This window comes from Thalassovita autumnalis, assembly GCF_001458255.1.
Classification (GTDB): Bacteria; Pseudomonadota; Alphaproteobacteria; order Rhodobacterales; family Rhodobacteraceae; genus Thalassobius; species Thalassobius autumnalis.
This window is the reverse complement of sequence record NZ_CYSB01000037.1, coordinates 33,753-58,179: the sequence shown is the minus strand read 5'-3', so window position 1 is coordinate 58,179 and position 24,427 is coordinate 33,753. Positions and strand designations below refer to the sequence as shown.

At 60.8% G+C, this 24,427-nt stretch carries 19 protein-coding genes; 17 read left to right on the top strand and 2 right to left on the bottom strand.

Going from position 1 to position 24,427, the window contains the following annotated elements; genetic code table 11:
* The first annotated feature begins 42 nt into the window (after positions 1-42).
* The 14 genes from TL5118_RS14540 to TL5118_RS14480 all read left to right on the top strand — a co-directional run bounded on the left by TL5118_RS14540 (position 43) and on the right by TL5118_RS14480 (position 11,229).
* Positions 43-663 carry a lytic transglycosylase domain-containing protein gene (locus TL5118_RS14540; protein WP_058243498.1) on the top strand — a complete coding sequence of 207 codons (621 nt, stop codon included), beginning with the start codon at positions 43-45 and terminating at the stop codon, positions 661-663.
* Positions 660-953: a TrbC/VirB2 family protein gene (locus TL5118_RS14535; RefSeq protein WP_008282963.1), complete on the top strand. Its 294-nt coding sequence runs from the start codon at positions 660-662 to the stop codon at positions 951-953. Before TL5118_RS14540 ends, TL5118_RS14535 begins: the two co-directional genes overlap by 4 nt.
* Positions 946-1,224, top strand: a complete 279-nt coding sequence (locus TL5118_RS14530) for a VirB3 family type IV secretion system protein (RefSeq protein ID WP_058243499.1) — start codon at positions 946-948, stop codon at positions 1,222-1,224. The genes TL5118_RS14535 and TL5118_RS14530 overlap by 8 nt, the downstream gene beginning before the upstream one ends.
* Positions 1,214-3,589, top strand: a complete 2,376-nt coding sequence (locus TL5118_RS14525; protein WP_058243500.1) for a VirB4 family type IV secretion/conjugal transfer ATPase — start codon at positions 1,214-1,216, stop codon at positions 3,587-3,589. Before TL5118_RS14530 ends, TL5118_RS14525 begins: the two co-directional genes overlap by 11 nt.
* Positions 3,586-3,753 carry a hypothetical protein gene (locus TL5118_RS21410; RefSeq protein ID WP_165590051.1) on the top strand — a complete coding sequence of 56 codons (168 nt, stop codon included), beginning with the start codon at positions 3,586-3,588 and terminating at the stop codon, positions 3,751-3,753. Before TL5118_RS14525 ends, TL5118_RS21410 begins: the two co-directional genes overlap by 4 nt.
* Before the next feature lie 55 nt (positions 3,754-3,808).
* A complete protein-coding gene (locus tag TL5118_RS14520; RefSeq protein WP_058243501.1) occupies positions 3,809-4,897 on the top strand; it encodes a lytic transglycosylase domain-containing protein in 1,089 nt (362 codons plus the stop codon).
* The gene (locus TL5118_RS14515; protein ID WP_058243502.1) at positions 4,897-5,706 is read left to right on the top strand and encodes a type IV secretion system protein; all 810 of its coding nucleotides are present in this window, start codon (positions 4,897-4,899) and stop codon (positions 5,704-5,706) included. Before TL5118_RS14520 ends, TL5118_RS14515 begins: the two co-directional genes overlap by 1 nt.
* A gap of 111 nt (positions 5,707-5,817) precedes the next feature.
* Positions 5,818-6,474, top strand: coding sequence for a VirB8 family type IV secretion system protein (locus tag TL5118_RS14510; RefSeq protein WP_058243503.1), 657 nt, complete (start codon positions 5,818-5,820; stop codon positions 6,472-6,474).
* 2 nt (positions 6,475-6,476) lie between these two features.
* Positions 6,477-7,172: a TrbG/VirB9 family P-type conjugative transfer protein gene (locus TL5118_RS14505; RefSeq protein ID WP_058243504.1), complete on the top strand. Its 696-nt coding sequence runs from the start codon at positions 6,477-6,479 to the stop codon at positions 7,170-7,172.
* A complete protein-coding gene (locus TL5118_RS14500; protein WP_058243505.1) occupies positions 7,169-8,548 on the top strand; it encodes a TraB/TrbI/VirB10 family type IV secretion system protein in 1,380 nt (459 codons plus the stop codon). The genes TL5118_RS14505 and TL5118_RS14500 overlap by 4 nt, the downstream gene beginning before the upstream one ends.
* A gap of 4 nt (positions 8,549-8,552) precedes the next feature.
* Positions 8,553-9,539 (top strand): ATPase, T2SS/T4P/T4SS family, encoded by a 987-nt coding sequence (locus tag TL5118_RS14495; RefSeq protein WP_058243506.1) that lies wholly within the window; start codon positions 8,553-8,555, stop codon positions 9,537-9,539.
* Entirely contained in the window at positions 9,536-9,730 is a 195-nt protein-coding gene (locus TL5118_RS14490) for a hypothetical protein (protein WP_009807516.1), read from the top strand. Before TL5118_RS14495 ends, TL5118_RS14490 begins: the two co-directional genes overlap by 4 nt.
* Positions 9,727-10,140, top strand: a complete 414-nt coding sequence (locus TL5118_RS14485) for a hypothetical protein (RefSeq protein WP_058243507.1) — start codon at positions 9,727-9,729, stop codon at positions 10,138-10,140. The genes TL5118_RS14490 and TL5118_RS14485 overlap by 4 nt, the downstream gene beginning before the upstream one ends.
* A 12-nt stretch (positions 10,141-10,152) precedes the next feature.
* Positions 10,153-11,229, top strand: coding sequence for a TrbL/VirB6 family protein (locus TL5118_RS14480; RefSeq protein WP_058243508.1), 1,077 nt, complete (start codon positions 10,153-10,155; stop codon positions 11,227-11,229).
* Positions 11,230-11,377: 148 nt separating this feature from the next.
* Here the strand turns inward: TL5118_RS14480 and TL5118_RS14475 are convergent, their stop codons facing one another.
* Both TL5118_RS14475 and TL5118_RS14470 read right to left on the bottom strand, forming a co-directional pair.
* Positions 11,378-14,164 carry an SNF2-related protein gene (locus tag TL5118_RS14475; protein WP_058243509.1) on the bottom strand — a complete coding sequence of 929 codons (2,787 nt, stop codon included), beginning with the start codon at positions 14,162-14,164 and terminating at the stop codon, positions 11,378-11,380.
* On the bottom strand, positions 14,161-17,100 hold the full coding sequence (locus TL5118_RS14470; protein WP_058243510.1) for a hypothetical protein: 2,940 nt from the start codon (positions 17,098-17,100) through the stop codon (positions 14,161-14,163). Before TL5118_RS14470 ends, TL5118_RS14475 begins: the two co-directional genes overlap by 4 nt.
* Before the next feature lie 106 nt (positions 17,101-17,206).
* Between TL5118_RS14470 and TL5118_RS14465 the strand changes: the two genes are divergently transcribed.
* Genes TL5118_RS14465 through drmB form a run of 3 tightly spaced genes read left to right on the top strand, consistent with a single transcriptional unit; the run spans position 17,207 to position 24,403 of the window.
* Positions 17,207-19,513, top strand: a complete 2,307-nt coding sequence (locus TL5118_RS14465) for a UvrD-helicase domain-containing protein (RefSeq protein WP_058243511.1) — start codon at positions 17,207-17,209, stop codon at positions 19,511-19,513.
* Positions 19,503-22,643: a helicase C-terminal domain-containing protein gene (locus TL5118_RS14460; protein WP_207383455.1), complete on the top strand. Its 3,141-nt coding sequence runs from the start codon at positions 19,503-19,505 to the stop codon at positions 22,641-22,643. The genes TL5118_RS14465 and TL5118_RS14460 overlap by 11 nt, the downstream gene beginning before the upstream one ends.
* Entirely contained in the window at positions 22,640-24,403 is a 1,764-nt protein-coding gene (gene drmB, locus TL5118_RS14455; RefSeq protein ID WP_082638149.1) for an MrfA Zn-binding domain-containing protein, read from the top strand. The genes TL5118_RS14460 and drmB overlap by 4 nt, the downstream gene beginning before the upstream one ends.
* Positions 24,404-24,427 lie beyond the last annotated feature (24 nt).

Below are 24,427 nucleotides of genomic sequence, written 5' to 3'. Positions count from 1 at the left end.
CTCGTCTGTCTCTGGCTGGTCGCAGCACCTGCCTCAGCTCAAATGGTCCTGGTCATGGAGAGCGACGGCTCCCTGATCCCGTCACGCTCCCAAAGCAGCTTTGCTCGAAACTACAATGACGGCATTGGTCAGGGATCGGCGTCCGATGGTTTGGCCATTCTTGGCGAGACTGAAGCAGCTTCCGAACCTGACGCGCTGAGGTTTGCGGCACTCGCCCAGCCAGCACCCCTGCCCCGCGCAGACGTTCTCTTAGGCATCGAGGCAACGGCCCTGCGCTATGCCGGCCATCCGGGCCTGCGGCGCGCAGAGCTCTCCGTGAGGGATTGGCTGGCTCTCTACCGCGCCAATATCGAGGTTGAGAGCGCCTACCGGCAGGATGCGATCTCACATGCGGGCGCCATTGGCCTTGGTCAGCTGATGCCCGACACCGCGCGCGACCTCGGCGTTGACCCGCGTGACCCTCAACAGAACCTCGACGGCTCTGCCCGCTACCTCGCGATGATGCTGGAGCGCTTCGGCGATCCGCATCTGGCGCTGGCGGCCTACAACGCCGGTCCCGACGCCGTGCGCCAACACGGTGGCATTCCCCCTTACCGAGAAACCCAGAACCACGTGGCCCGCGTCATGGCTGTCGTAGCCCGATTGGAAGGATCAAATTCATGAAACAGATTTCAAACCTCTTTGTCGCCTCGCTGGCGCTATTCCTGTTCATTGCCGAGCCCGCCCTTGCGCAGAGCATCGATCTCTCCCCGATCCAGAGCTTGTTGCAGGGCATTGTCGATGCGCTGACCGGCCCTCTTGGTGTGGTCATCGCCACACTCGCGGTCCTCGGCGTTTTCTTGAGCTGGTTCTTCAACATCATCGACCTGCGCCAGGCGCTTTGGGTGCTTGTCGGGATCGCTGGTGTCGCCGCCGCCCCCACCATCGTTGCCGCGGTCTTTGCCGGTGGCTGAGCGCGCGCCTCTCTTCCTCGGCCTCGTGCGTCCGCCGAAGCTCCTGGGCCTGCCCATCATGTATGCGATGGTCTGGCTCTTCGGCTCGGTGCTTCTCTTCGTCTGGGTCCAGCATATTGCGATGCTGGCTGTCGCGGCTCTGCTCTATCCGGTGCTTTGGAAGGCCGCAGATTGGGACCCGCGCTTCATCGATGTGATGATGACGTCGCTGCAGGAGACACCGCCCACGCGCAACAGGTCCATCCATGGCGGGGACAGCTATGCCCCGTGATGAAGCCCCTGATGCTGCGCTCGATCCCCGCACGATGACGCCGGAATGGTATGCGCGCGAGACCCGCCTTGCGCATATGCTGCCCTATGTGAGCCTCGTCGATGGCCAGACCGTGCGCACCCGGGTTAATGAGCTCTTCCGCTGCATCCGGCTCGAGGGGATCAACAGCTACACGACGGACGATGCCTATCTCGACAAGGTGACGGCGCTTTTTGCCCGCATTGTCGCGCAGCTCGGGCCGGAATTCAGCTATTACGTCCACAAGGTCTCCAAGGCCATCAAACCTGATCTCGACCCCATCCGCGAGGACAGCTTCGCAGGCGAGGTGGACCGGCGCTGGCGCGCGAAACTCGAGACCAGCGGGCTCCGCGACAAGACCCTGACGCTCACCGTCATTCACCGCCCGCCCCCGAAAAGCCTCCTGCCGTTCCTGAGCCGCAGCGCGCCGGACCGACTGAAGGAGGAGACCCGCAAACGCCTGCAGCGCCTCGGTGAGGCTGTGAACGTCTTCCTCTCGGGGCTGACCGAGCTCAGGCCGCGCCTGCTGTCAGCCGGATCGGGAGAGTTGGTGGGATTTTTGGGCGCGCTCAACACGGGCACCGAGCTGCCGCTCTACCCGGCCAACACCTACGGCTTTCTGTCCTTCAACGTCGCCAATACCCGCGTGACGTTTCACGGCGACCATTTCGAGCTTTCCGAGGGCGTCGTGGGCCACCGCTACGGCAAGAGTTTCACCATCGGGGAATATTCCGAAGGCACCTCCTGCACCATGTTCGACATGCTGAACCTGCCGGTCGACATGATCGTGACGCACTCCTTCACGCCGATCAATTCGAACCTCATGGCGGGCCGTATCAAGCGACAAAAGCGCCAGATGCAGGCCAGCCAGGACGCGGCCCTCTCGCTCATGGAAGCCCTCGACATCGCCGCCGATGATCTCGAGGCCAAGCGCCAAAGCTTCGGCGAGCATCATATGGTCGTGACGCTCTTTTGCGAAACGCTGGATGAGCTGCAAACGCTCAGCGCCGAGATCGTGAACGCCGCCGCAACCGAAGGCGTGAAGATGATTGGCGAGCGGGTCGCCGCCAAGGCGCATTACCTCAGCCAGCATCCCGGCAACCAGCCCAAGCGCGTGCGTGCCAGCGCCGTCACCAATCGCAACTTCGCGGATTTCGCGGCCTTCCACCGGACACAGCTCGGCAAACCTGCAGCACTTACCCCCTGGGGCCGGGTCGTCACCTATCTGCCCACGCCGGAGCAAAGCGCCTACCGGTTTTCCTATCACGAGCAGGGCGCGCCCGACAAAGAACCCACCAGCGGCCATACCCTGATCATGGGGCGGCCCGGGTCAGGTAAGTCTGTGCTTTCGGCCTTCCTGATGACCCAGGCCCGTCGCGCGGGCGCCCGGGTCTTCGTCTTCGATTACCGATCCGGTATGGAGATGGCGGTCCGCGCGAATGGCGGGCGCTACGCGTCCCTGAACGCCGGTCAGCCCACGGGCCTCAACCCGCTCTGGACCGAGACCGATGCGCGCGGCACCGCCTGGCTGTCGGATTGGCTTGCCGCCCTGCTCTACCGCGCTGACAAGCCCCTGACGCCCGCACAGACCAACCGCATCCAGGAAGTCGTCCGCCAGAACGCACAGGCCTCCAATCCGGCCCTGCGGAACTGGCGGGATTTCGCATCGCTTTTTGTGTCCACCGATGATGGCGGCGATCTGCACCAGCGCCTGCTCGAATGGACCGAGGACGGCCGCTATGGCTGGATCTTCGGGCAGAGCCTTGCGGACACCTTCTCCCTCAAAGGCGATGTGGTGGGCTTCGATCTGACCGGCATTCTCGACAGCGAGGCCGACAAGGAACGGATGGCGGTCCTCTCCTATCTCTTCCGCCGGGTCGAGCGCGAGATCGAGGATCGCCGCCCCACCATCATCGTGATCGACGAGGCCTGGAAGGCCCTCGATAACGCGTATTTCGCCGAGCGGCTGTCGAACTGGCTGGTGACCGCGCGCAAGCAGAACACCGTCGCGGTGATGATGACGCAATACGCAAGCCAGCTCGAGCGCACCCGGACCGGTAAGACCATCGTCGAGGCCGTTCCGACGCAGATCCTGCTGCCCAATATCCGCGCGCAGCCTGCGGATTACGCCATGCTGAACCTCACGGAGAAGGAGCTCGACGTCCTTCTCAACACGGGCAGCAACAGCCGCCTCGCACTGATCCGCGACGATCAGGGCTCAATCGTGGTCGATGCCGATCTCAGTGCTCTCGGGCCCAATCTCACCATCCTCGGCGGCATGGAGAAAGGCGAGGCGCTCGTCGGCCCCGATTACCGCGACCGCCCAGACTTCTGGAGGCTTTCATGATCCGTACCCTGTTTCTTCTCACCGCGCTCGGCGCTTTGGCCTCCTGCGCCCAGTACCAGGAGCCGCAGGCCAATTGCTTCACATTCCTTGCGTCCACGGCACCCGTCGCGCCCGATTGTGACTTCACGCCCCTTGGCACCCCGGAGGGCCACATTGAAGTCTAGCCCGCCTCATATCCTCGCACTTTGCCTGCTGCCCGGTCTCGCCTTGTCTCAGGGCGTGCCGACCAATGACAGTGGGCTGACCGCGCGTGACATCGTTGAGACCGGCGATCGCGAGGCTGACTTGGCCGTTCAGTCGGACAAGCTTGCCGTGCGCGAACTCATTGCCGAGATCGAACGGGAGCAGCTGGAAACCCTGCAACGCATCCTCGATGCCCAGACCAGCTTCGGCGGTCAGGGCTTGCCGGCTATGGTCTCGGGGCTGGAAAGCGGCAGCGGGGATCCGGCCCGCTCCGTCGAGGCGGTCTATGGCACGGGCGAGATCGATCCCAATCCCGGCGGCGCACAGATGTTCGGGGATGCGGCGGAAAACATCGAGCAGCTCATTATCCGCGTCGCCCAGGAGACCAGCGGCTTTGCGGGAGTTGGCCGCGCAGGGCTCTCACCCGTCCAGTGGCGCGCGTTGCTGCAAGCGCTCATCTGGCAGGAAAGCCGGTTCACCATTGGGGCACGGTCTCCCGTCGGCGCCTATGGTCTCACCCAGATCATGCCGGGCACCGCCAGCGATCTGGGTATCAATCCGGAATACTATGACAGCCCCTACCTGCAGGTGCATGGCGGTGCTCGCTATCTCGCGACCCAGCTCAACACCTTCGACGGCAACATCATCAACGCGCTCGCGGCCTATAACGCCGGACCCGGTCGTGTCTTCGAATATGGGGGCGTGCCGCCCTTTACCGAGACCCAGCACTACGTCCAGGTCATTCCGGAACGCTACAATCTCTACCTGAGCCGTATCGGCGGGATCGAAGCACTCGGCACGATCGACCCCGCGCTTCTCGCCAATGCGAACCTCTCGATCACCGGGCATGGCGCGGCCTTTTATGGCAACAACGCGCCCGCCGCGATCAGGCAAGCCGCCCTGCGCATCGCGGACATCGTCGAGCGGATTTCCGAGACCGAAGACGTGCAGGAGAGCGTCGCGCTCAACACCTATGCCCGCGCCGAACTCGTGCGCCTTGTGGCCGCACGCAGCCGGCTACAGGCGGCTCGCACCCGCGTGCTGTCTGCCGATGAACTGGCACAGGCCAGCGCCCGTATGGCCGAGGGTGCATTCATGGAATTCACGATCAGGGAGATAGACTGATGGGACATCTATTCTTGAGGACGGCCTTGGCCACAACGCTTGGGATTGGTTTGCATCTGGGCGCCCTATCCCCTGCCCTCGCGCAAGGCGTGCCGGTCGTCGATACCCAGAACATCGCGCAAAACATCCAGCAGCTCCGGCAGATGATCGAAGACGAGATTCTGCAAAACGAGCAGCTGACGCAGCTCCGTGAACAGCTAGCCACACTCACGGATCAACTCGCGGAGCTGCAAAGAACCTATGAAGCGCTCACCCGCCTCGCCGAGCTTCCCGAAATCATCCGCACCGAGATGGAAGACGAACTCAATGGCCTACTCGACCAGGAGTTCGGGGACATCCTCGCCACGATTGAGGCGATCAAGACGGGGGATTTCTCCGGCCTCTCGGGCTCCGGCGCAGGCGAAATCGAAACCCAGATGGATCGGGTGCTGGCCGATCTCGGATTTGACGATGACACCCTCTCGGAAATGGCCACCAGCGGCAATCCGGGCGCGAACCGCGTGGCGACGCAGGCAACAACCGGCGCGCTCGTCTCAGCCGCCGCCCAGAACAGCTATGAGGATGCCGGCCAATCGCTCGAGCGGGTCGACCGCCTTGTGGGGCTTATCGACGACATGGACGAACTCAAGGAAAGCATCGATCTCAACACGCGCGTGACCGCGGAGCTCGCCATTGCGCTGGTCGCCATGTGGCAGCTCGAAGCCATCCAGACCGTGGGCGATGGCACCGGCGGCGTGATCGATGCCGCCACCATCGCCGAAGAACAGCGATTCATGGATTTCACCTTGCCGGACCTGCGGGCAGACTAAGGCGTTTCGAAATTGACCCGCAAAAACAAATATCGGTTTTCGCGTTCGAGCGCAGCGAGAGGCAGCGAAGAACCGATGCCGCTTGTTTCGAAACGCCGAGCGGGGGCATGAATGGTGGCGACTGAACAAGAAATCATCGAAGAAGAGCTGGTCTATGGTGCCCTGCGCCGCGAACGGCTCTGGCAACGCCTTGGGCTCATCGGCCTCATCTTAGGCATCCTCGGATGCCTGAGCGCAGCGGCCGTTGCCATCCTTGATGTCGATCCGCCGCCCGTGGTCGTGCCCTATGATCCCGCCACCGGTTTCGCGCTCCCCGAGGCCTCGGTGGGCGCGACGTCCGTCACAGCCAACCAGGCCATCATCGAGGCGGAAGTCTTCCGCTACGTGACCGACCGGGAGGTCTATAACCAGCTCGATAACGATCTGCGCATCCGCAGCGTCCTGCGCCGCTCGGACGGAGCTGCCGAGAGCGGGCTGCGACAGATCTGGAACAGCGCCAATGAGAACTACCCGCCGACCGTCTATGGCCCCAATGCCCGGCTTGATGTCGAAATCCTCAGCATCAACCGCATCGGCACGAACCGCGCCACCGTGCGCCTGCGCAAGCGCCTGACATCGATCAACGGGGTCCAGACAGGCCTCTTCACCGCCACGCTTCTCTTCGAGTTCCGCCCCGAGACCCGCCGCTCCATCGACGAGGTCTGGACCAATCCATTCGGCTTCACCGTCCTCGAATATTCCATCCGCTCCGACAGATTGGAGAACTGACGTTGTTGTTTATAAGATCGCTTATTTTTGTCATTGCCCTGTTGCCCGGCCTCGCCTCTGCCGAAGCCATCCCGCGTGGCGGTCCCAACGACAGCCGGGTGCGCTTGGCCACCTACCAGGAGGGTCAGGTCTACCGTCTCAATGTCTCGCTTACCCATGTGACCACGGTCGAGTTCGGTGAGGGGGAAAGCATTCGCTCGATCATCGCCGGCGACACGGAGGGCTTCGAGATCGACGGTGTGCCGGGCGGGCAGGCCTTCGCGATCAAGCCCGTCGCACGCGGGGTGCATACCAATGTGACAGTCTATACGAACCGCCGGAGCTACTACTTCAACGTCCAGGAGACCCGCAGTCCGACCTTTTACGTGGTCCAGTTCCGCTACCCCGAAGACAATACGCGGCCCACACGTGCCATCGCGGCCCAAGCGCCGAACTATAATTACGGTGCCAGCGCGCGGACCGAGTTCACCCCCACCCGTGTCTGGGATGACGGGACCTTTACGTATTTCGAATTTCCGCGGAACGCGCCGGTGCCTGCGATCTTCCGCTACGCCAATGGCCGTGAGCGCACGGTCAACACGCAAGCCACCGAGGACGGCGTGATCCGGGTTTCAGGCGTGAACCGACAATGGGTGCTGCGGATCGGGGAGGAGGTGGTCTGCATCGAGGCCACACCACCTGCGGGGGTAGGCTCATGAGCGATACTGGAAACGCAGACCTCGAGAAACGCCTCGCTGCTCTAGAACAAGGTAAGGGCGCTGGTTCGCCCCCTGCCCCACGGCGCTCACCGCTGCTCGCTTTGGTCGTCGTCCTCGTGATCGGCGCGGGCGGTGCGTTGCTCTATCTCATGTCCCAACCCGAGGAAGAGGAAGCCCTTCCCACGGCCACGCCGGACGTTTTCCAGAACGAAGGCGACGGGTTCGGCACCATCGAGACCTTGCCCCCGCCCGAGCCCGAGGTTGTGTTCGTCGCACCCGATCCGGTCGAGCCCAATGCTGAGCTTCTGGCACAGCTCGCAGCCCTTCAGGCCCAGATCGAGGAATTGCGCAACGCCCCTGAACCGGTCGTCGAGGAAGACACCGCCGCCGCAGAGGCGATCGACGCGCTGACCGCTCAGATCGCTGCGCTCCAAGCCGCCTCGGAAGCCGCACAGCAACGATTCCAGGACGAACTGACGGCGCGGGATCGCAGCCTTGAGCAACTCCGCATGGATCTGGAACTGGCCCAACTCGAGGCCAACCGCCCCCTCCCCGCACCCACCGGGCCCACCGAGGACGAGTTGCGCGCGCGGGAAGAAGAACGGCTGCGCCGCGAGGAAGAAGCACGACGGCTCGCGGAACTTGAACGCCGCGCTGCTGAGGAGCGCGCGTTTCAGGAGCGCCGCATCACCTCGCCCACCATCGCCTTTGGCGGCACCTCAGGCGCAAATGAAACTGCTTTGACCGAACGGACTTTTGGGGAAGTGACGGATTTTGTGCTGAATGGTGCGCTGCCCACTTCGGTGACGCAAGCTGAGGTCATCGCCAACCCCTCCAACACGATCATCCAGGGCACGATGATCCAGGCCGTCATGGAAACCGCCCTCGACAGCTCTCTGCCCGGCCAGACCCGGGCCGTTGTTTCCGAAGACGTGTTCAGTTTCGACGGTTCTCGGCTCTTGATCCCGCGTGGATCCCGCCTCATCGGGCGCTATCGTTCGGGCGTTGATATCGCGCAGCGCCGGGTCACGATCGCTTGGGACCGGATCATTCTGCCCGACAACCAGACCATCCAGATCAGTTCTTTTGGGGGCGATGAATTGGGTCGCTCCGGCGTCACCGGCTTTGTCGACACGCGCTTTGACGAGCGCTTCGGCTCGGCCGCGCTGATTTCACTGATCTCCGCCGCGCCTAGTGCAGCCGCTGCAAATGTGCAGGACGAAACCGCCGCGGATGTGCTCGAAGACGTGGGCGATGATCTTGCCGATGCCACGGACAGTGTGATTGGCGATTACCTCTCGATCGGCCCGGTCATCTATGTCGACCAGGGCGCCCGCGTCACGGTCATGGTCGACCGCGATCTGGAGATATTCTGAGCCCATGTCGCTGAGCTATCTTCAAACCTCGCTCGACCGGATCGACGCCGCCGCCCGCGACGATGTCATCGAGATTTGCATCAACCCAGACGGAACCTGCTGGGGCGAGTTCCAGGGCGATCACTTCATGAGAAAGCTGGACCAGAAGCTGACAGCAACCGAAGTGAAGGACCTCGGCAACCAGATCGCCTCCTCTGCCAACACCACGATGAGCAAGGACCGCCCCATCGTCTCGGTCTCGATCACTTACAAGGGCCGTCCGATCCGCGCACAGGTCATCACCCCGCCTGCCGTGCTCTCGGCCATGTCGATCAGCCTTCGGTTCTTCTCAAGCCTGCCGCTCGAGGGAATTGCGCTTGATTTCCTTTTTGGCAAGGAACGCAAGCTTGAAGAACTCCGCCTCGAGAAAACCCACGAACTGCGCGAAGTGGTGGCCGCGGGCGTGATCGACGATGCGCTGGCCTTTTGCGTCGACAACAAGCTTAACATGATCGTCTCTGGCGGCACCTCCACCGGCAAGACCGTGGCTGCACGCAAGATCCTCTCGCACGTGCCATCCGAGGAACGCATCGTCACCATCGAGGAAGCCGCCGAGCTTCTGCCGACCCAGCCCAATGCCGTGACCCTCATCGCCAATCGCGATGCGGAGTTCCAGACCGCCGATGTGCTGCTCACCGCAACGTTGCGCATGCGCCCCGACCGGATCATCCTGGGCGAGGTGCGAGGCAAGGAAGCCATGACCTTCCTCGAGGCGATCAACACTGGCCATGGCGGCTCAATGACCACGCTGCACGCAGAAACCCCGCAACTTGCCGTGCAGCGTCTGGCCATCGCCGCACTCAAGACCGAGATCCCGATGACCTATGCCGACATGATCCAGTACATCGAGAACTCCATCGACGTAATCATCCAGGCCGGTCGCCATGATGGCAAACGCGGCATCACCGAATTCTACCTCCCCGGCACCAATGAGATCGGAGCTTCCCAATGAAAACCTTTGAATACGATATCCTGTCCTTTCCCATGACCCGCAAAACCAGTCTTGCCGACATGCAGGCCAGCCTAAATGTGAAGGGGGCCGAAGGCTGGGAGGTCGTGTCGATCAGCTCCTCGGAATTCGCCAACGTGGGACACACTGTCTTCCTTAAGCGCGAGACCACACCCGCCAGAGCCACGGCATGAGGCAGGCGGGCTGTACCCTCGTACTGACTGCGCTGGTCTTGGGCCTGACGTCGGCACCCGGCTTCGCTGAGCGCAATCTCGTGCCGACCCTCGAGCGCAGTTTCGACGTCTGTCCAGACCGGCCCGCTGAACCCATGTGGATGCAGGAGATCCCCCTGCGCCAAGCCTATCAGCGCGTGTTGGTTCAAGACATCTACCGCGCCCAGAATCTCGAGCGCATCGTCGAGACCGAAAGCTGCGACTGTGAAACCCGGTTCCCCTCTTGGGACGCTGCCGAGGCGGTGTTTCGGGAAAGGTACGCGAGTGACGAACGATGGGAGATGCTGCAAGCCTCGGACGCCTACAACCGCCGCGCAAACGCTGCCCGCCCTGCCGCCAAGGCCATCTGCGAAGCCGCGGGCAATTGGTAAGGCAGCCCCGTCATGAGCGTCGTCACCTATTTCGTTGAAACCTCCCAGGGCTATCTCGACACCGCCGCAGAAACCCAGTTCGGGTCGGTCGCGGCAACGGTCGGCACGCTTCTCGTCCTGGGAACAACGCTCGTGGTGATCCTCGTCTTCCTGAACATGATCTACCAGTACAAAGCGATGGACGGGCGCACGGCCTTCTGGCTCGCGGTCAAGATCGGGTTGATCGGGATATTCTCCACCAACTGGGTGCAGTTCAACGCCCTCTCCGCCGCTATCTTGGCCGGCATCGACAGCATCGCAGGCGCGTTGGTTGCTTCGGTTGGTGGCGGCACCCCGGGGCCTTCTGGAACTTTCGCCGAAGAATTCGACCGGCTGATCGCGGAACTCGGCGACTACCTCAATGCCGCCGGATCAGAGCTGAACTGGATGGCAGGTGCCATGCTCGACATTGTCGGGGTCCTCTTGCTTTCGATCCTCGGTGGGCTCGCCGCGTTCATCCTCGTGGCATCCCGCCTGATGATCGCACTTCTGATCGGGATCGCACCGGTCATGATTTTCCTGACCCTGTTCGAAGTGACCAAGGATTACTTCGCGCGTTGGCTTTCGGCGTTGGTTTCCTTCGCACTCTACCCAATCGTCGTCGCAGGGGTGTTCGCAACGATCACTGGCGTCTCTTCCGCTCTGATCGGCGAGCTTGGCGACCCGGAAGGGGCCTCCAACATCGGCGCGCTCATCCCCTTCTTCATGATGGTCCTCATGGCCAAGGGCTTCATTATCGCCACGCCGTTCATCGTTCGCGCGATCTCCGGAAACATCATGATGCCCGCCCTCTCAGGTGGTCTCGGCGGCGGTTACAGCTTCGCCCGCGCCGCCATGGGCAGCCAGCAGGCCTACAATCGCTACCTGATCGGTGGGGCAAGTGGGGGGGAATACGCAGCTCTCCGGGCGCGGCAGTTCTTCGGCGTGCAGCAGATGCCCGTGAGACAAGGCATGGGGCAGACGGGTTCCGCAGTAGGCACAGGATCCGCAGACTCGGGGTCAAAAATGCTGGCGCAGCTGGCGAGACTGGGTCGACTTGGACGACGGTGACGGCCCAAAGCCGCGGGCGAAGGGAGTAGTCGTCCGGTCTACCCGCTCTGACGTCGTTTGAAGGAGAGCAAGAATGTCGATTTCCGATAGGCTCCGCCAGATCGGCCAGACTAAACGGTCACCCTTTCTCCGGCATTCCGAAAACATCTTAGATCGAAAGCTTGGGTGACGGAAGGACACGGACCAAGATGACGTAGCTTTCCGTCTTCGAATGGTTTGCAAGGCTTAAAAGCGCGTCTTCAAGACTTCTCAACCGGTCCGTCATTCCTGATATCCGCGTTTCCATGCGTCGCTGTTCAGCGGCGATCTGACCTTCTGTCATCTGAATCTGTTGCTGGTCTGTGATGTTGCGTAAGCGCAATTGCTCGATGCTGAGTTGCTTCCATCGAACATATGTTTCTGTCTCAGACGTCAAAATCTGCTTTCTGTCTGAAAAGGCCGCCGTTGCTTCCTCGCGCAACTTCCCAAGGCACTGGCGATCTTCATGGATCATCTCCCGTTCCAGCGCGGTCACAAGCTTCTGAACTTGGCGGAAAGGCGAAATCGTCATTTGGATCTGACGGTTCGTTGTCGGTTTGCAGCCTTCTCTGAGGAGGGCTCTTGCGATCTCGTCGGTGCAGACCTCGACGCTCCCGTCATCGGAGACGACGAGGCAGCGCGTTCTGACAGCATCCGGGAACAGGGTGGAGATCCACCGGCGGTCTGAAAGGCGGCCCACGCGAACAGCAGGAACATCGTCGTCGCGCACTCTGAGCTGTTTGTCCTTGAGCAATGAGGGTCGCCAAGCGCTACGAACCAGAAGAATTGTCTTCCCGATCAGATCTGCAGCCAGGTTATCATCCGACAAATGGACGCCGACCGGGATCGGTGACACCGTCCCGGCTTTCAACGTAGCGTATGCTTGACGAACCAAGTCATCATGCAATTCGTCTCCGGTCGAAAAGAAACGTGCCCGTTTTCCGAGGCGATCATTTGGCAGGACCACATCTTTTTTGGGAGGCTTTCCAAGCCGGTCCCGGCGCCAGCGGAAAACTTCGGATTCCTGCGTTGTCATTGCACCGAGTTTATAGGGGCTCTTTTCCAAGAGCAGCGGCAAAGACAATGTCGCGACACGCTCGCCATCGTTGGCTTTTGGAAAACCGCCTTTCAACGCGCCACTAACGTGCAATAAACGCAACCAAGTATTTCCTGCATGCTCCGCTTCACGAATACTACCAACGACCTCTGTGATGTCATCCGGCGTGCCCGGTGCCACCGTAGCAACGCTTTCTCCGGATTGATTTAGACCGAAGGAAAGCTCTTCTTTCAGTTCAGAAGCAGCCTGCCTGAAATTGGCTCGACCAGCCGCCGCGTCGGTGATGATCCCGTCGATGCGTTGGGACAGGGCTTCGTCGAGGTACGGCAAAGGGTGCTCGAAAACATCAAGAAGGTCGAGGGCTTCCAGAACCCTCTCATCTGCGGAACCGGCGACAACCAAGCGCCATATGCCGATCGTGCCTACAGTTCGATCTTTAATGTACGCACTCAGCCCGCCGGAGCGGAGGCGGTCGAGGCGACCGATGAGCTGATCAATACGCGAGGCCTGCCACGGCAGATTGTAGAAGATCATGTCAGCAGCAAAATTGTGAAGGTTGAGACCCGCCTCGACAAATTCCTCCATGATCAGGACCGTGGCTTGGCTCTGCACGGCGCTGACCACATCCACCAGATCGGTGTTGTAGCGACCACGCATGGTCGCGATCCCGCCGTCTGAGAGGTGCGGGAACATGTCCGACAGGCGCCGTTCCAGCATGTCGACGGTGGGCGTGTCTCCGGCAACAACAATTATGCGCCGCTCTGCATCCTTTTGCCAGAAGCCGAGCAACACGTCGCAAAGGTCGTCGAACAATGCATTGCCGGGATTGCGTGACAGCGTGGACTCCACCTCGTCACGCAAGTCCGGATAAGCCGAGAAGGTTCGGTGGCGCAGAACGGCGCGTAGGCTTGATCCGGCACGGAACATCTGACAGCACTGCAACCAAGGGGCAGACGCTATCGTGCTGTCGCGACCGTCGCGACAGGCTGCATTTTGCAGCATGATCTTCGGAATTTCGGCATCAGAGGGCGCGGTTCGGACCGTGCGCACCTTTCGCGTCGGCGCAACGCCGGGCCACTGGCTCCGCGTTTGGCGGAGGATGCGACGATCTGCTGCGAAGGCTGTTCTATATGCCGCGGCGGAGAGTGCGCCGTCCGCCACGCGCCCCCGCGCCGCAGCGGCCTCTTCAGCAATGAATTCGAGGGGCTCGCGACCGAGGAGATTGGCTATTGCAGACCGTTCTGGTTCGATCGCGCCAATTACCGCCTGCGCCCAAGCAGGATTGCCCAGCCGTGGCGTTGCGGTCAGCAGCAGGACGTGTCTGAACCGTGGAGAGTTTCCACGCTCACGGCACATGTTGGAAAGAAACGTTGCGTCATCGAGATTCATGGCATGGACCTCGTCCACGATGAGCATGTCATAATATTCAGGCGAGGGACGTGCCGGTTGCCTGCAGACCATGTCCGCTTTTATCAGGTGGACATATCCTTCGCCATCGGGATGCTCCTGCTCTTCATCTGCGTCTGTCAGGATGTGGGCCGCTATGTGGCCGCGCGCCGAAAGCTCGACCTGCCACTGGTAGCAGATGCGTTCGGGTGCAACGATTGCGACCCGCAAGGACGGATCGCGCCTGCGCAGGATATTGAGGATCATCAAAGCCTGCACCGTTTTGCCCATGCCGACCTCATCGGCGAGCAAGTGACGGATTTCCGTGTCGGCAAGGATGCGACGCAGGTTTGCGATCTGATGTGGGTAGGGGTCAGCTGCGACGCCGAGGGCCCCACCCATTTCCCAGGATTCGGCTGCGACGAGGCGTTCGAGGGCGTGAAAGCCCGACTGGGCAAGGTGAAACGTATTCATGAAAGGTCAACATTCATTGTCGCACGATAGCGCAAGGCGGCGTAGCGAACGGCACGCGCGGTGAAGCGGTCCGCGCCGAAGCGCAGCAGTCTGCCCCGCCATTCCGGGTCCTCCATGACACGTTCTGGTGCCAGGAAAAGGTTCAACAAGGCTCGCAGGTCGGCGGGCGCGATCCAGCGTCCGCTTCGGGACTGAATATCCACATGGCTGGACACCAGGGCTGCGATCAGATCGTCGCTATGGCTGGATTCGTACGGCACCCGTTCGAGGCTTTGCGCGCGCTGTGAGGGCAGCACCAGTGCAGACAATTCCGGAAGGCGGGCCGCTTCACGGGCACGCGCCACGAGTTTCTGCCAGCTGCCATCAGCGTTGCCAGCGTCGAATTCGAGTTCAGCTGCGCCTTTGGACTTGGCGTTCTCCGAAAGCCTCTCCCAAGCATCGAGGACCGCATCGTCCAATTCCGGCCACATCTCTCCGTCAGGAATGACGATCAGATCCGGCGCGGGCAATACTTGGCGAAAGCAGTCTTCAAGATAGACGGCGAGTTCGTGCTCCTGATCGTCATCCAGTGGGGAAAACGCTGTGGTGCCGCAGACGAGGTCTGCCTTCATGGCTTCGGCGACCAGCCGCCGGTGAAAGCCCGTCCCAAGTCCGCGACAGGACTTTTCCGTCTTCATCCATAGACCACCGCAGAGCGCGGCGACGAGCTGATCCTCGAGTTTTCGGCGGGCGCTGGATCGAAGACCTTCACCAACTACGGTTCCAGCTGAGGCAAGGCTCCAGCTGATGTACGCTTCGATCCCTTCGGCAAGGCCACGCGAATCTCCTTGGGTGGTCGCGATGCGCGCAATTGGATCCGCGACGGCCTTGGGGATGCTGCTGAGCAGCGTGCCGGCTTCGGGTTCCACCAGAACGCCACTGCGCAAGGCGCCGTCAGTTCCCTCGGCTGGACGGAGAAGACCATATCCCGAAGACGGAGCCGCTGGCGTCTTGGTGCACGGGTGAAAAACTGTACAGGACGTCACTGGGTCGCAGACGAGTGACTCGAACGTCTCTCGCCCTTCCGCAGTCCATTTTCCGCTTCGGCGATCATATTTCCACTCTGGCTCTGGAGCTGCCAGTGCCCAAGCGTTGGTGTCCAGGCCTTTCGCGCGAGCCTTTAGACGAGCGTGCATTCCGCCCCCGCTCCAAAGACGGGCTGTGGCCCGGAAATCAGCAAACTCGGGGCCGTCGAAAGCGATTCTGAGGGGCGTGCTCGGCGCGCAGATACGCACTACACTGGACTGGCCGTCACTGGAACTCAACGTGATGTCAATGTCCACATCATGCAGGGCAATCGGGGTCGATAGATGCAGCGCCCCGGCACCTCGTGCGACTTCCGCGAGGCCGATCCCATCAGGTTGAAGGGACAGGCTTACGGGGGCTGGTGGTTCGATTTCGCGAAAAACCAAGTCGATCGGCGCAACGTTCGACGTGTCGAGCGGCGACAGTGTCCAGATCCCCTCGGTCATCGGCAACCCGTGCCATAGGGCATCGGCAAGCCGGAACTCGATGCTTTCTGACTGGTCGAGGCGTTCAGCAAGGATTGTGACCGCTGTCCGCGGGCGCGCCTGGACTGGCCGTCCCGACGCTTGGCTTACGGTGGAACCATCGTGGCGCAAGGTCAGGCCGCCGAGAAAGTCGAAGAATGGTTCAGCTTCGACGTGGATCCCTTGCCGGGCCAGCACCGCATCGCCCTCCGGAGTTCCGCTGATGAAGTGGTAGAGTCCGTCCCCCCATTCATCGAGGGCCAGTCCTTCAAGAACCAGCTCGTAAAAAGAGACGCCCGGCGTCACCCGGTCAGTGGGTCTGAGCTGCGTTTGATAGCCGTCGTCGCCCTCGTCTCGGAAGAGCAGTCCCGGCGCGGGATCAACGACGGCTTCAAGCCAAGCCGGCACCTCGATTCCGCTGATTTGCGGGCGAGGGGCTACTCCGATTGGACGTCCGATGAAGACCACATCTCCACAAAGGAAACGCTCAAGCGTTGTGGAGCGCGCGCCGACGGTGACCGTCAATGCCGAAAGAGGGACATCTACTTCTGACCTGACAGCTTCGAGTTCGGCAGGGGTGAGGCTCGGTCCTCTTACGGACAAGCCTCGGGCTTCGGCATCATCGAGCAGAAGTTCGTAAGTCGCCTTGGGAAGACTCCCCAATCCCTGATGCTGTGAAAGGCGCCTCGCCCGGATGACGCGTTCAAGCCGCCTGACCTCGCTTTCGGAACGCAAGTCTTTGGTGAGCCGCTGCAGGAAGCCGGCTGCCATACCCAGATCGCCTGTCCGACCGGAGACGAGATGGCTGATGACCGCCAGCGCAAGGTCGTCATCTTGGAGCCATGACTCCAGCCGTCGTGAACCGAAGCCGCGGGCAAGTTCTCGCAGGCCCGGCAGTGTGGCGCGGGTTACGCTAAGGCCGCGCGTCTGGCTGAGGAACTCCCTGACGAGCCGCGCAAGGGGACCATGAACCTCGCGAGGGACCATTGCGTTGCGCACAGGCCATGCAAGATGCGGGAAGGCCGAGGACCACGCATCATCCAGAGGTCGCGCACTTCCGAGCCGTCTCGAGCAATCGCGGAACAGTTCGGAGATTCCGCTTCGTTGCGGAATTGGGATGTCGATCTTGATTGCTGACTCAACCAATGGCCAGAAGTCCGTCCCGGTCCCCCTATATTCGTATCCGACCTCGGTCACGATTACAGAAAGCGACAATGGAAAGTCCTGCCACGCTCGCTTGGTGAACTGGTGCAGCTGAGCCCGGTTGCTGACAAGGTAAAGCAATTGCTCGATTTCGTCGCGAGTGAGCCCGTGTTCGATCAGGTAGATCGTTCTACCATCCCGTTGCCGGGATAGGTCTGAAAAAATCTGCGCCAGCAGATTTTCACTGGCAAACAAATCATTCATCTCTTCTATTCGTCACACGCTTGCCAATAATGGTTTCAAATGCTTGAAGCGGTTTGTAGTAAATTTCAATACGTACGTCATTACTTTGGGTCGAGTGCAACGCGCAATGCAAAACACTGATGTCGACACGTTGGACACCATCGTCCCGGCTCAAAAGCTCGCCGCGCAATTGCGCAATGACGTCCATGATCTGGGTGCCGTTCCGGCATCTCGGGCAATCGAAGGTCTGAGCAGGGCTGCCTTAGCCGACGGATTATCTGAGGAAGCAGCAAAACAGCAGGCATGGGTTGTCGTCTCAGCTCTGATTGCTTGCGGCGATCTCGGTTCCGCCAAGTCCTACGGTGACAAGGTTTTGGTCAAGCGGCGCTTGGAGACAGTTCTGTACCAAGGGGATCGGTGCATCGTGCTTGGGGGCGACCCTTCTCACGGTGTACCCCATGGCCTGTTGCGGACAACGGATGTGGTCCCTCCGGATGTTGTCAGTTTTCTCGACTGGGTTGGCGCGCTTTCAAATGCTGATATTGCCGGGCTCTGGCAAATTCTGGACGCAGGAGTCTGGACGGGGGAAGCGACATCCTGCGAAGGAGTAACGCGGGTGCTGTGTCTTGCAGGCGTCGTGCCTGACCAGCCTATCCCCACGGATACATCTGCTTGGCTGCGGGAATATTTCCCTTTGCCCCGGGCTGAGGGAAACGCTGCCGATCCATCGCAAACGGCAGTCATCGAGCGTTCGGCAGGTGCTAGGCAAATCGTTACCGCCGGGCCAGGCAGTGGCAAGACCCACAGCGCAACCGAACGCGTTATCCATCTCGTGAAGCAAGGTCTTCCACCTGCAGGTATTCGACTCATCACGTTTACCAGGGTTGCCGCTGAAGAGGTGGGGCGTCGTATCTCGCATGCCTTGGCTGAACATACTTACTCCGGCGGAGTCATTTGCGGGACCATCGACTCGCTTGCGTGGAACTTGGTGACCTCTCTTGGGGATGCGCCATTCGGAGGACATGAGCGGATCATCCGTGTTGCTCGAAAAGCGATTTCGGACGGAGACCAGGCGATGCTGGATTTGGTGAGAGGCATTTCCCATCTGGTGATCGACGAAGCACAGGACATCGTTGGAGAGCGGCGCATGTTTTGTCGCGCGTTGATCGATGCGCTGCCAGCGAGTATTGGCGTAACGATACTGGGTGACGGAGCGCAGGCGATCTACGGATCTTGGGCCGGTGACAAAGGGGGCGGTGGGTCCCTCCATGCCGAGCTCAGAGGCACCCATGGTTGGGAAGACCATTCCTTGGCGGCGAACCATCGGACAAAATCAGACAGCTTGCGGAAGTTTTTTTCACGTGCGCGGACGCTACTCGAGGCAGACGGCGATCCCCGTTCGACCTACCTCGAAATCCGGGAAATGCTCGAGGATGTGGCAACCGACCCGAGCGTTAGCCTGACCGGGCAGGTTTTTCCGTGGCGGGACGATAGCCTGGTCCTCTTCCGGGGCCGCGCGGCAACCGAGGCCGCGTCGGTTCGGCTAACGCGGGCAGCCCGTGTGCATCGTCTGAAATTGTCGGGGCAAACCACGGTTTGTAATCCAACGGTCGGAGCCATTTGCGCCGGCGTTGCTCCGGCGGGCGCAATCCGGCTTGAGCATATACGAAGGCGACTTGCAGACCTCAATCCCGCGCCTTTTGGACTTATCGCAGAGCACGTGCTTTCTGACCTTCAGTCCCTCGGGAATGGACCGACGCCCCGTCCTCAGGACATCGCCGAAGTTGTGGAAAGAGAGCCTGTGGGACAGGTACGAGATCATGTCGGCACTGCAGGTCCAATATTGGGTTCCATACACGGTGCGAAGGGGCGGGAAGCATCGAACGTGCTTCTCATGCTGCCTCCGGTTCCGTCCGGCGATGATGTTGACTGGCGGGAGGAAGCCCGAGTTCTGTTCGTTGGGGCGACACGGGCATCGACACACCTTTATCTGGGTAGGGCGCAGCCGGGAGTGGTTCGGCTTGGCAAGAATGGCAGCAGATGGTTGCGTGGAAACGGCGGGGGCCTTCTTTTGTCAGGGTCGGAAGGATTGCGTCCGCTCGCTGGGGTCACTCCTGCATTGTCGATCTGGGAGGCCGCGTACACTCAACCGAATTGCTCATTCCGACGGATTGGATCTGGTGATGGAGCGCCTTGGCATCTCGTCACAGACAGTGGAGACCTCTTGGCGGAAGTTGAAAGCCCGTTGACCGGTGATCTCGATTACATCGAGGCCACCCGGGGCGGTTTCGCTTCCGGAACCTTGCGCGTGGTCGGAGCCACGACTGTGGTTGACCGTCGGACCGATGGTAAAACTCAAGCGGTAACCTTGCTGCCGGTGCTTCAGGGCGTCGTGCGGGGCGCCGGGAACGAGGACAATGAAGATGACCAGTAACGCCGAGGATGTAGCGCGCCAGCGGATGATCGAACGCCTCAGGCAGGATCTGATGGGGCCCTTGGCGGATGATGAGATCCTGCAAGACAGCCCCTCCGAAATCTACATGACAGGCATCCTGTTCGCCCAGAAGAGCCCGCAGGGCGTAGCCGAGACGGAGGAAGCGGTTCTTGGATCCGATGAGGAGGACGATGCTGCGTCCCGGGTGCCGCCGGATACCTTCCGCCCAAGTTCGGCAGGGTTGTCATTCGCCGTTCGCTCGAAGGATGGCGAAAACGCCCTGCTCAATGTGGATGTCTCAGCGGCCCGCTACGATGCCCTACCCCGTGCAACCTCGGATGACGGGCGTCCGCGGTTCGATTGGGCACGCGAACAGCTGACGGCACACCGCTTCATCGAGCTGCCAAGTGATCACGATGGCGAATACGATGTGCCGGGGATTCCCGATCTGGCCCTCTGGTTGCGTACGCGCAAACACGGCGACCTTTACCTTGTGACGATCATTCTTTTGAACAAGAACGTCTCTCCAGAGAAGCCCGAGCCCGGATTGCGCGATGTCGGCAATCTGTATCAGGTCGGCTTCCGCGTCGAGGCCGATCCGGATTTTGGCGTCATCGTGCCCCGTCCAGATCCGGTGCAGCGGATGCCGGATGAAGACCGCGCCACGGCCGCACTGCTTTACCGCGACGCTCCTGACTATGGCGCTGGTCATACTTGCTCCATCCGAAACGAGCAAATGCCGGATGGAACGGTCCGCCTTGCAACGGAGTGGCTGCCGTCAACTCTGGTCAGATCGCCGGGACCTTTGGGTGACCCAGAATTTTTTGCGAAACTCGTCGCGACAAAGCTTGAAGGGGCGCTGGGATCCGAGTGGCTGTCTGTCGCGTCCCATGCCGACATTTGCGCGGCGCTTGATGACCTCTGCGCGTGCTACGATCAATGGATTTCTGCTCGAGAGGCAGAGGTTGATGCGCTGCCATCAGGGCTGCAGGAAACTGCGCAGCGTCATCTGAATGACTGTCGCAAAGCTTTGGCAAGGATGAGAGAGGGCGTGGAATTGCTCCGGAAGGATGGTCCTGAGCTCCTCGCGTTCCGGCTCGCCAACCGCGCACTCTGGCAGCAGAACGAATGGAAACGGAAGCGGAACCCCGAGATCGGCCCCCTCGTTTGGCGACCTTTTCAGATGGCCTTCGTGCTTCTGTGTATGGCTTCGGCGGGGGACAGGGATCATACTGATCGTAGTGTGATGGATCTGCTCTGGTTTCCCACGGGCGGCGGCAAGACCGAGGCCTACCTCCTGCTGACCGCTTATACCATATTCCTGCGCCGTCAGCAGGGTGGACCCGACACGGGAGGTGTGACCGTCCTGATGCGCTACACGCTGCGTCTGCTGACAGCGCAGCAGTTCCAGCGGGCCGCAGCGATGATACTTGCCTGCGATCTCTTGAGGACGGGGGATTGTGATTGCGCAGGCATCGACATCCCTACCTCCCTCGTGCAAGGCGCGCCGATTTCCATCGGTCTCTGGGTCGGCAGGAACACCACCCCGAACAGGATCGTCGAAACGGAGAAGACAGGCTCACCTGCACAGATCGAGCATTGCCCCGACTGCGGTTCGCATCTCGAATGGGACATCGCGTCCAGTGGCGACCGGATCCATGCATGCTGCCGTGACACCGGATGCAAATCAGGGCTTGCGCGCGACCACTTTCCCTTCTGGACAGTTGACGAGGATATTTACCGCGAACTTCCGACATTACTGCTGGGCACTGCGGACAAATTCGTCCAGATCGTCACAAAGAAGGAAACCGGTCGTCTTTTCGGTCTTGGCGATGCCAGCCGGTTTCCGCCCGATCTGATCATCCAGGATGAACTTCATCTCATCTCTGGGCCATTGGGCAGCATGGCGGGCCTCTTCGAAACCGCCATCGACGCAATGTGCAGCCGGGAAGGAAGGCGCCCGAAGGTGATTGGCTCCACTGCTACGATCAGGCGAGCGTCGGATCAGGTGCTGAACCTGTTTGATCGGTCCGTCATGCAATTTCCGCCTCCGGGATTGCATCATTCCAACTCAGGCTTCGCCTGTGTCGAAAAGGATAGCCCTGGCCGACTGTACCTGGGGGTGACCACGGCTGGTCGCACTGGCAGCTATATCTATCAGGCGATCGCATCGTCGCTCCTCCAAGCCGCTGCCGATCCGTCATTTTCCGGCTTGGAGGGAGATTACTACTGGACGCTTGTTGGCTACTTCAACTCGCTGCGCGAACTCGGCAGCGCTTCGATCATCATGCAGGACGACGTCACGCATGGGCTCGAACTGGTTTCAGCGCGACGGCAGGAACAGCCGCGTCACCTGCAGCCGCCGACTGAACTAACAAGCAGGGTGAAGTCGGACGAGATCCGCGACAAGCTGCTGGAACTGGATGCAACCCGAGACAGCGGCGAGTCGGCCGACGTCGTGCTGGCATCAAACATGATCTCGGTCGGTCTCGACGTCGGGCGTCTTGGTCTGATGCTGGTCAATGGCCAGCCAAAGACTATTGCCGAATACATTCAGGCAACAAGCCGCGTTGGCCGTGGTCGCGTACCCGGTCTTGTTGTCACGCTTTACAATGCGAGCAAGTCCCGCGACCGAAGCCGTTATGAGACCTTCCCGACGTGGCATGGTGCCCTCTATCGGGATGTCGAGGCGACAGGTGTGACGCCCTTCGCACCGAGGGCACGGGACAAGGCGCTCCATGCCCCGTTCGTTGCTATGGCGCGGCATCTGGTGCCAGGCATGCTGGACACACCGGCCGCGGCGGAGAACCATGAGGCGGACCTGAAAGCGTTGATAGATCTTATTTGTCAGCGAATTTCCAACGTAGACCCGGGTGAGGCAGCTGCCGCACGTCGGGAGCTTGAAAAATTCCTGACGCTCTGGTTGCGCCGTGGAGCGCTGCCGAAGTACTGGGACAACTGGTCAGACAACGGTCTGCTGATTTCAGCTGACGCACAGGCGACATCGAATGCGTCCGGCTTCACCAAAGGTAATGCGCGAGCCACCCCCGGAACGCTGCGCGCTGTCGAGCCATCGACAGAATTCGTCATCAAGGAAATTGCGCCGTCCGGTGCTGAGGAAATCCAATGAGCAAGAATGTCGGCAGCATCCGTCGCAGCCAGATCATCTCAACCTTCGGTCCTGGTGCGATTGTCGATTTCCGTTTGCCGGGAAGCGGAGCGTTGCTTTCCGGTGTCATGCAGGGGCTGGAAGCGTGGGAGGCCTATACCAAAGGCGGCTATAAACAGGATGTCGTCCGCGAACCGAGACTTGAAGTGCTTTTGGGCGTCGATCATTTCCGGGCGCCCCCGGTCGGGACCTATCAAAGGGATGGTCAGACGAAGGATCGCGTGCTTCCTATCGAACGCTTTCCCGATTGGCTCTCATGTCCTGAGTGTCATGTGATCAACCGCTCCGGGCACTGGGCGCCCTCGCGAAACGGCGACAGCCTGCACTGCGGCAAATGTCGTGGAAAACCGGCGGTGGTACCTGTGCGTTTTGTCACGATTTGCGAAAATGGCCACCTGAACGACTTTCCCTGGACTTCATGGCTGACGCACGAAGCCGGGTGTTCTCGGCCCGTCTTGGCACTGAAGACGGTCGGCGCGGGCATTGGAGGACTTCTCCTGACGTGCAAGTCCTGCGGGGCTGACCGCTCAATGGCCGAAGCATTTTCACCCAATGGCATCCCAAAACACAAGTGCGGAGGCGGCAGGCCATGGCTTGGCGGGCGCGAAACCGGGTGCGAGGCTGCCCCGCGGATCACGCAACGGGGCGCAAGCAACGTCTACTTCTCGATTGAGCAAAGCGCGATTACGCTTCCTGACTGGAAGGTGCCATTCAGGGAAAAGATCGCGGACTTCGTCGACATGCTCGATTACCTTGATGATGATGAAGACAAGATGATCGACTTCATCAAAAAGAAGATCCTGCCGAATTGGGACGCCCCCGAGAGTGCCGAGGAAATCGCCCTTCGCTTTAGGGAGATGAAGGAAGACAACTCCGGCATTGAAGGTGATCTACGACTGGACGAGTTCCGGATGCTCTTGACGGATACCTCTTCGTCTGACGAAAGCGAGATGATCCTGCTCAACCGCCAGCAACCTGTGCCCGCCACATTCTCAGGGATGATCTCCTGGATTTCGTCGGTGGAACGTCTTCGGGAGGTGCGTGCCCTGACCGGGTTTACGAGGCTGAGGGCGCAGGTCGGTGGCAAGCCGGACGCGGTGCCGCTGTCTCGATCTGATTTGTCATGGCTGCCAGCCGTTGCCATGCATGGGGAAGGCGTTTTCCTGTCGTTGGACCTCGAAGCTGTTTCGGCATGGGAAAGTCGGCCGGAAGTTGTCGAACATCTTGCTTTGCTGATCCAGACGCACATGGACACGGCTCGTGCCGAGGGAAAGCAGGTGGATGGCGCGCCGTCACAACTCAACGCGAGATACATGCTGATCCACACTTTGGCGCATGCGCTCATTGCGCGCATGTCTCTCGACAGCGGCTATTCCTCGAGCGCTTTGCGTGAGCGCCTCTATGTCGGGCCGGATATGGCCGGATTGCTGATCTATACCTCGACGCCGGATGCAGACGGAACGATGGGCGGCCTCTCACGGCAGGCACGACCAGCCCGCATGGAGCAATTGGTACTGCAAGCGCTGGCCGACCATGAGCTTTGCTCCGCTGACCCGCTTTGTTATGAAGGGATGGCGCGGAGTGGTTCGAACGGAAACCACGCGGCCTGCCATAACTGTGTTTTCCTTCCGGAAACCAGCTGTGAGGTCTGGAATGGCTTTCTTGATCGGAGCTTGTTGAGTGCGGGACCGCTCTCGTTTTTCAAGAATCTGATCGAGTAAGTAGGACGTTCTGGCAACCACCTT

What these genes read in the sequence shown, in the direction of transcription:
- TL5118_RS14495 (WP_058243506.1), top strand. Translation starts at nt 8,553, where the DNA reads ATGTCGCTGAGCTATCTTCAAACCTCGCTCGACCGGATCGACGCCGCC.
- TL5118_RS14490 (WP_009807516.1), top strand. Translation starts at nt 9,536, where the DNA reads ATGAAAACCTTTGAATACGATATCCTGTCCTTTCCCATGACCCGCAAA.
- TL5118_RS14540 (WP_058243498.1), top strand. Translation starts at nt 43, where the DNA reads ATGGTCCTGGTCATGGAGAGCGACGGCTCCCTGATCCCGTCACGCTCC.
- TL5118_RS14535 (WP_008282963.1), top strand. Translation starts at nt 660, where the DNA reads ATGAAACAGATTTCAAACCTCTTTGTCGCCTCGCTGGCGCTATTCCTG.
- TL5118_RS14475 (WP_058243509.1), bottom strand. Translation starts at nt 14,164, where the DNA reads ATGAATACGTTTCACCTTGCCCAGTCGGGCTTTCACGCCCTCGAACGC.
- TL5118_RS14485 (WP_058243507.1), top strand. Translation starts at nt 9,727, where the DNA reads ATGAGGCAGGCGGGCTGTACCCTCGTACTGACTGCGCTGGTCTTGGGC.
- drmB (WP_082638149.1), top strand. Translation starts at nt 22,640, where the DNA reads ATGAGCAAGAATGTCGGCAGCATCCGTCGCAGCCAGATCATCTCAACC.
- TL5118_RS14465 (WP_058243511.1), top strand. Translation starts at nt 17,207, where the DNA reads ATGCAAAACACTGATGTCGACACGTTGGACACCATCGTCCCGGCTCAA.
- TL5118_RS14515 (WP_058243502.1), top strand. Translation starts at nt 4,897, where the DNA reads ATGGGACATCTATTCTTGAGGACGGCCTTGGCCACAACGCTTGGGATT.
- TL5118_RS14470 (WP_058243510.1), bottom strand. Translation starts at nt 17,100, where the DNA reads ATGAATGATTTGTTTGCCAGTGAAAATCTGCTGGCGCAGATTTTTTCA.
- TL5118_RS14525 (WP_058243500.1), top strand. Translation starts at nt 1,214, where the DNA reads ATGCCCCGTGATGAAGCCCCTGATGCTGCGCTCGATCCCCGCACGATG.
- TL5118_RS14460 (WP_207383455.1), top strand. Translation starts at nt 19,503, where the DNA reads ATGACCAGTAACGCCGAGGATGTAGCGCGCCAGCGGATGATCGAACGC.
- TL5118_RS14500 (WP_058243505.1), top strand. Translation starts at nt 7,169, where the DNA reads ATGAGCGATACTGGAAACGCAGACCTCGAGAAACGCCTCGCTGCTCTA.
- TL5118_RS21410 (WP_165590051.1), top strand. Translation starts at nt 3,586, where the DNA reads ATGATCCGTACCCTGTTTCTTCTCACCGCGCTCGGCGCTTTGGCCTCC.
- TL5118_RS14510 (WP_058243503.1), top strand. Translation starts at nt 5,818, where the DNA reads ATGGTGGCGACTGAACAAGAAATCATCGAAGAAGAGCTGGTCTATGGT.
- TL5118_RS14480 (WP_058243508.1), top strand. Translation starts at nt 10,153, where the DNA reads ATGAGCGTCGTCACCTATTTCGTTGAAACCTCCCAGGGCTATCTCGAC.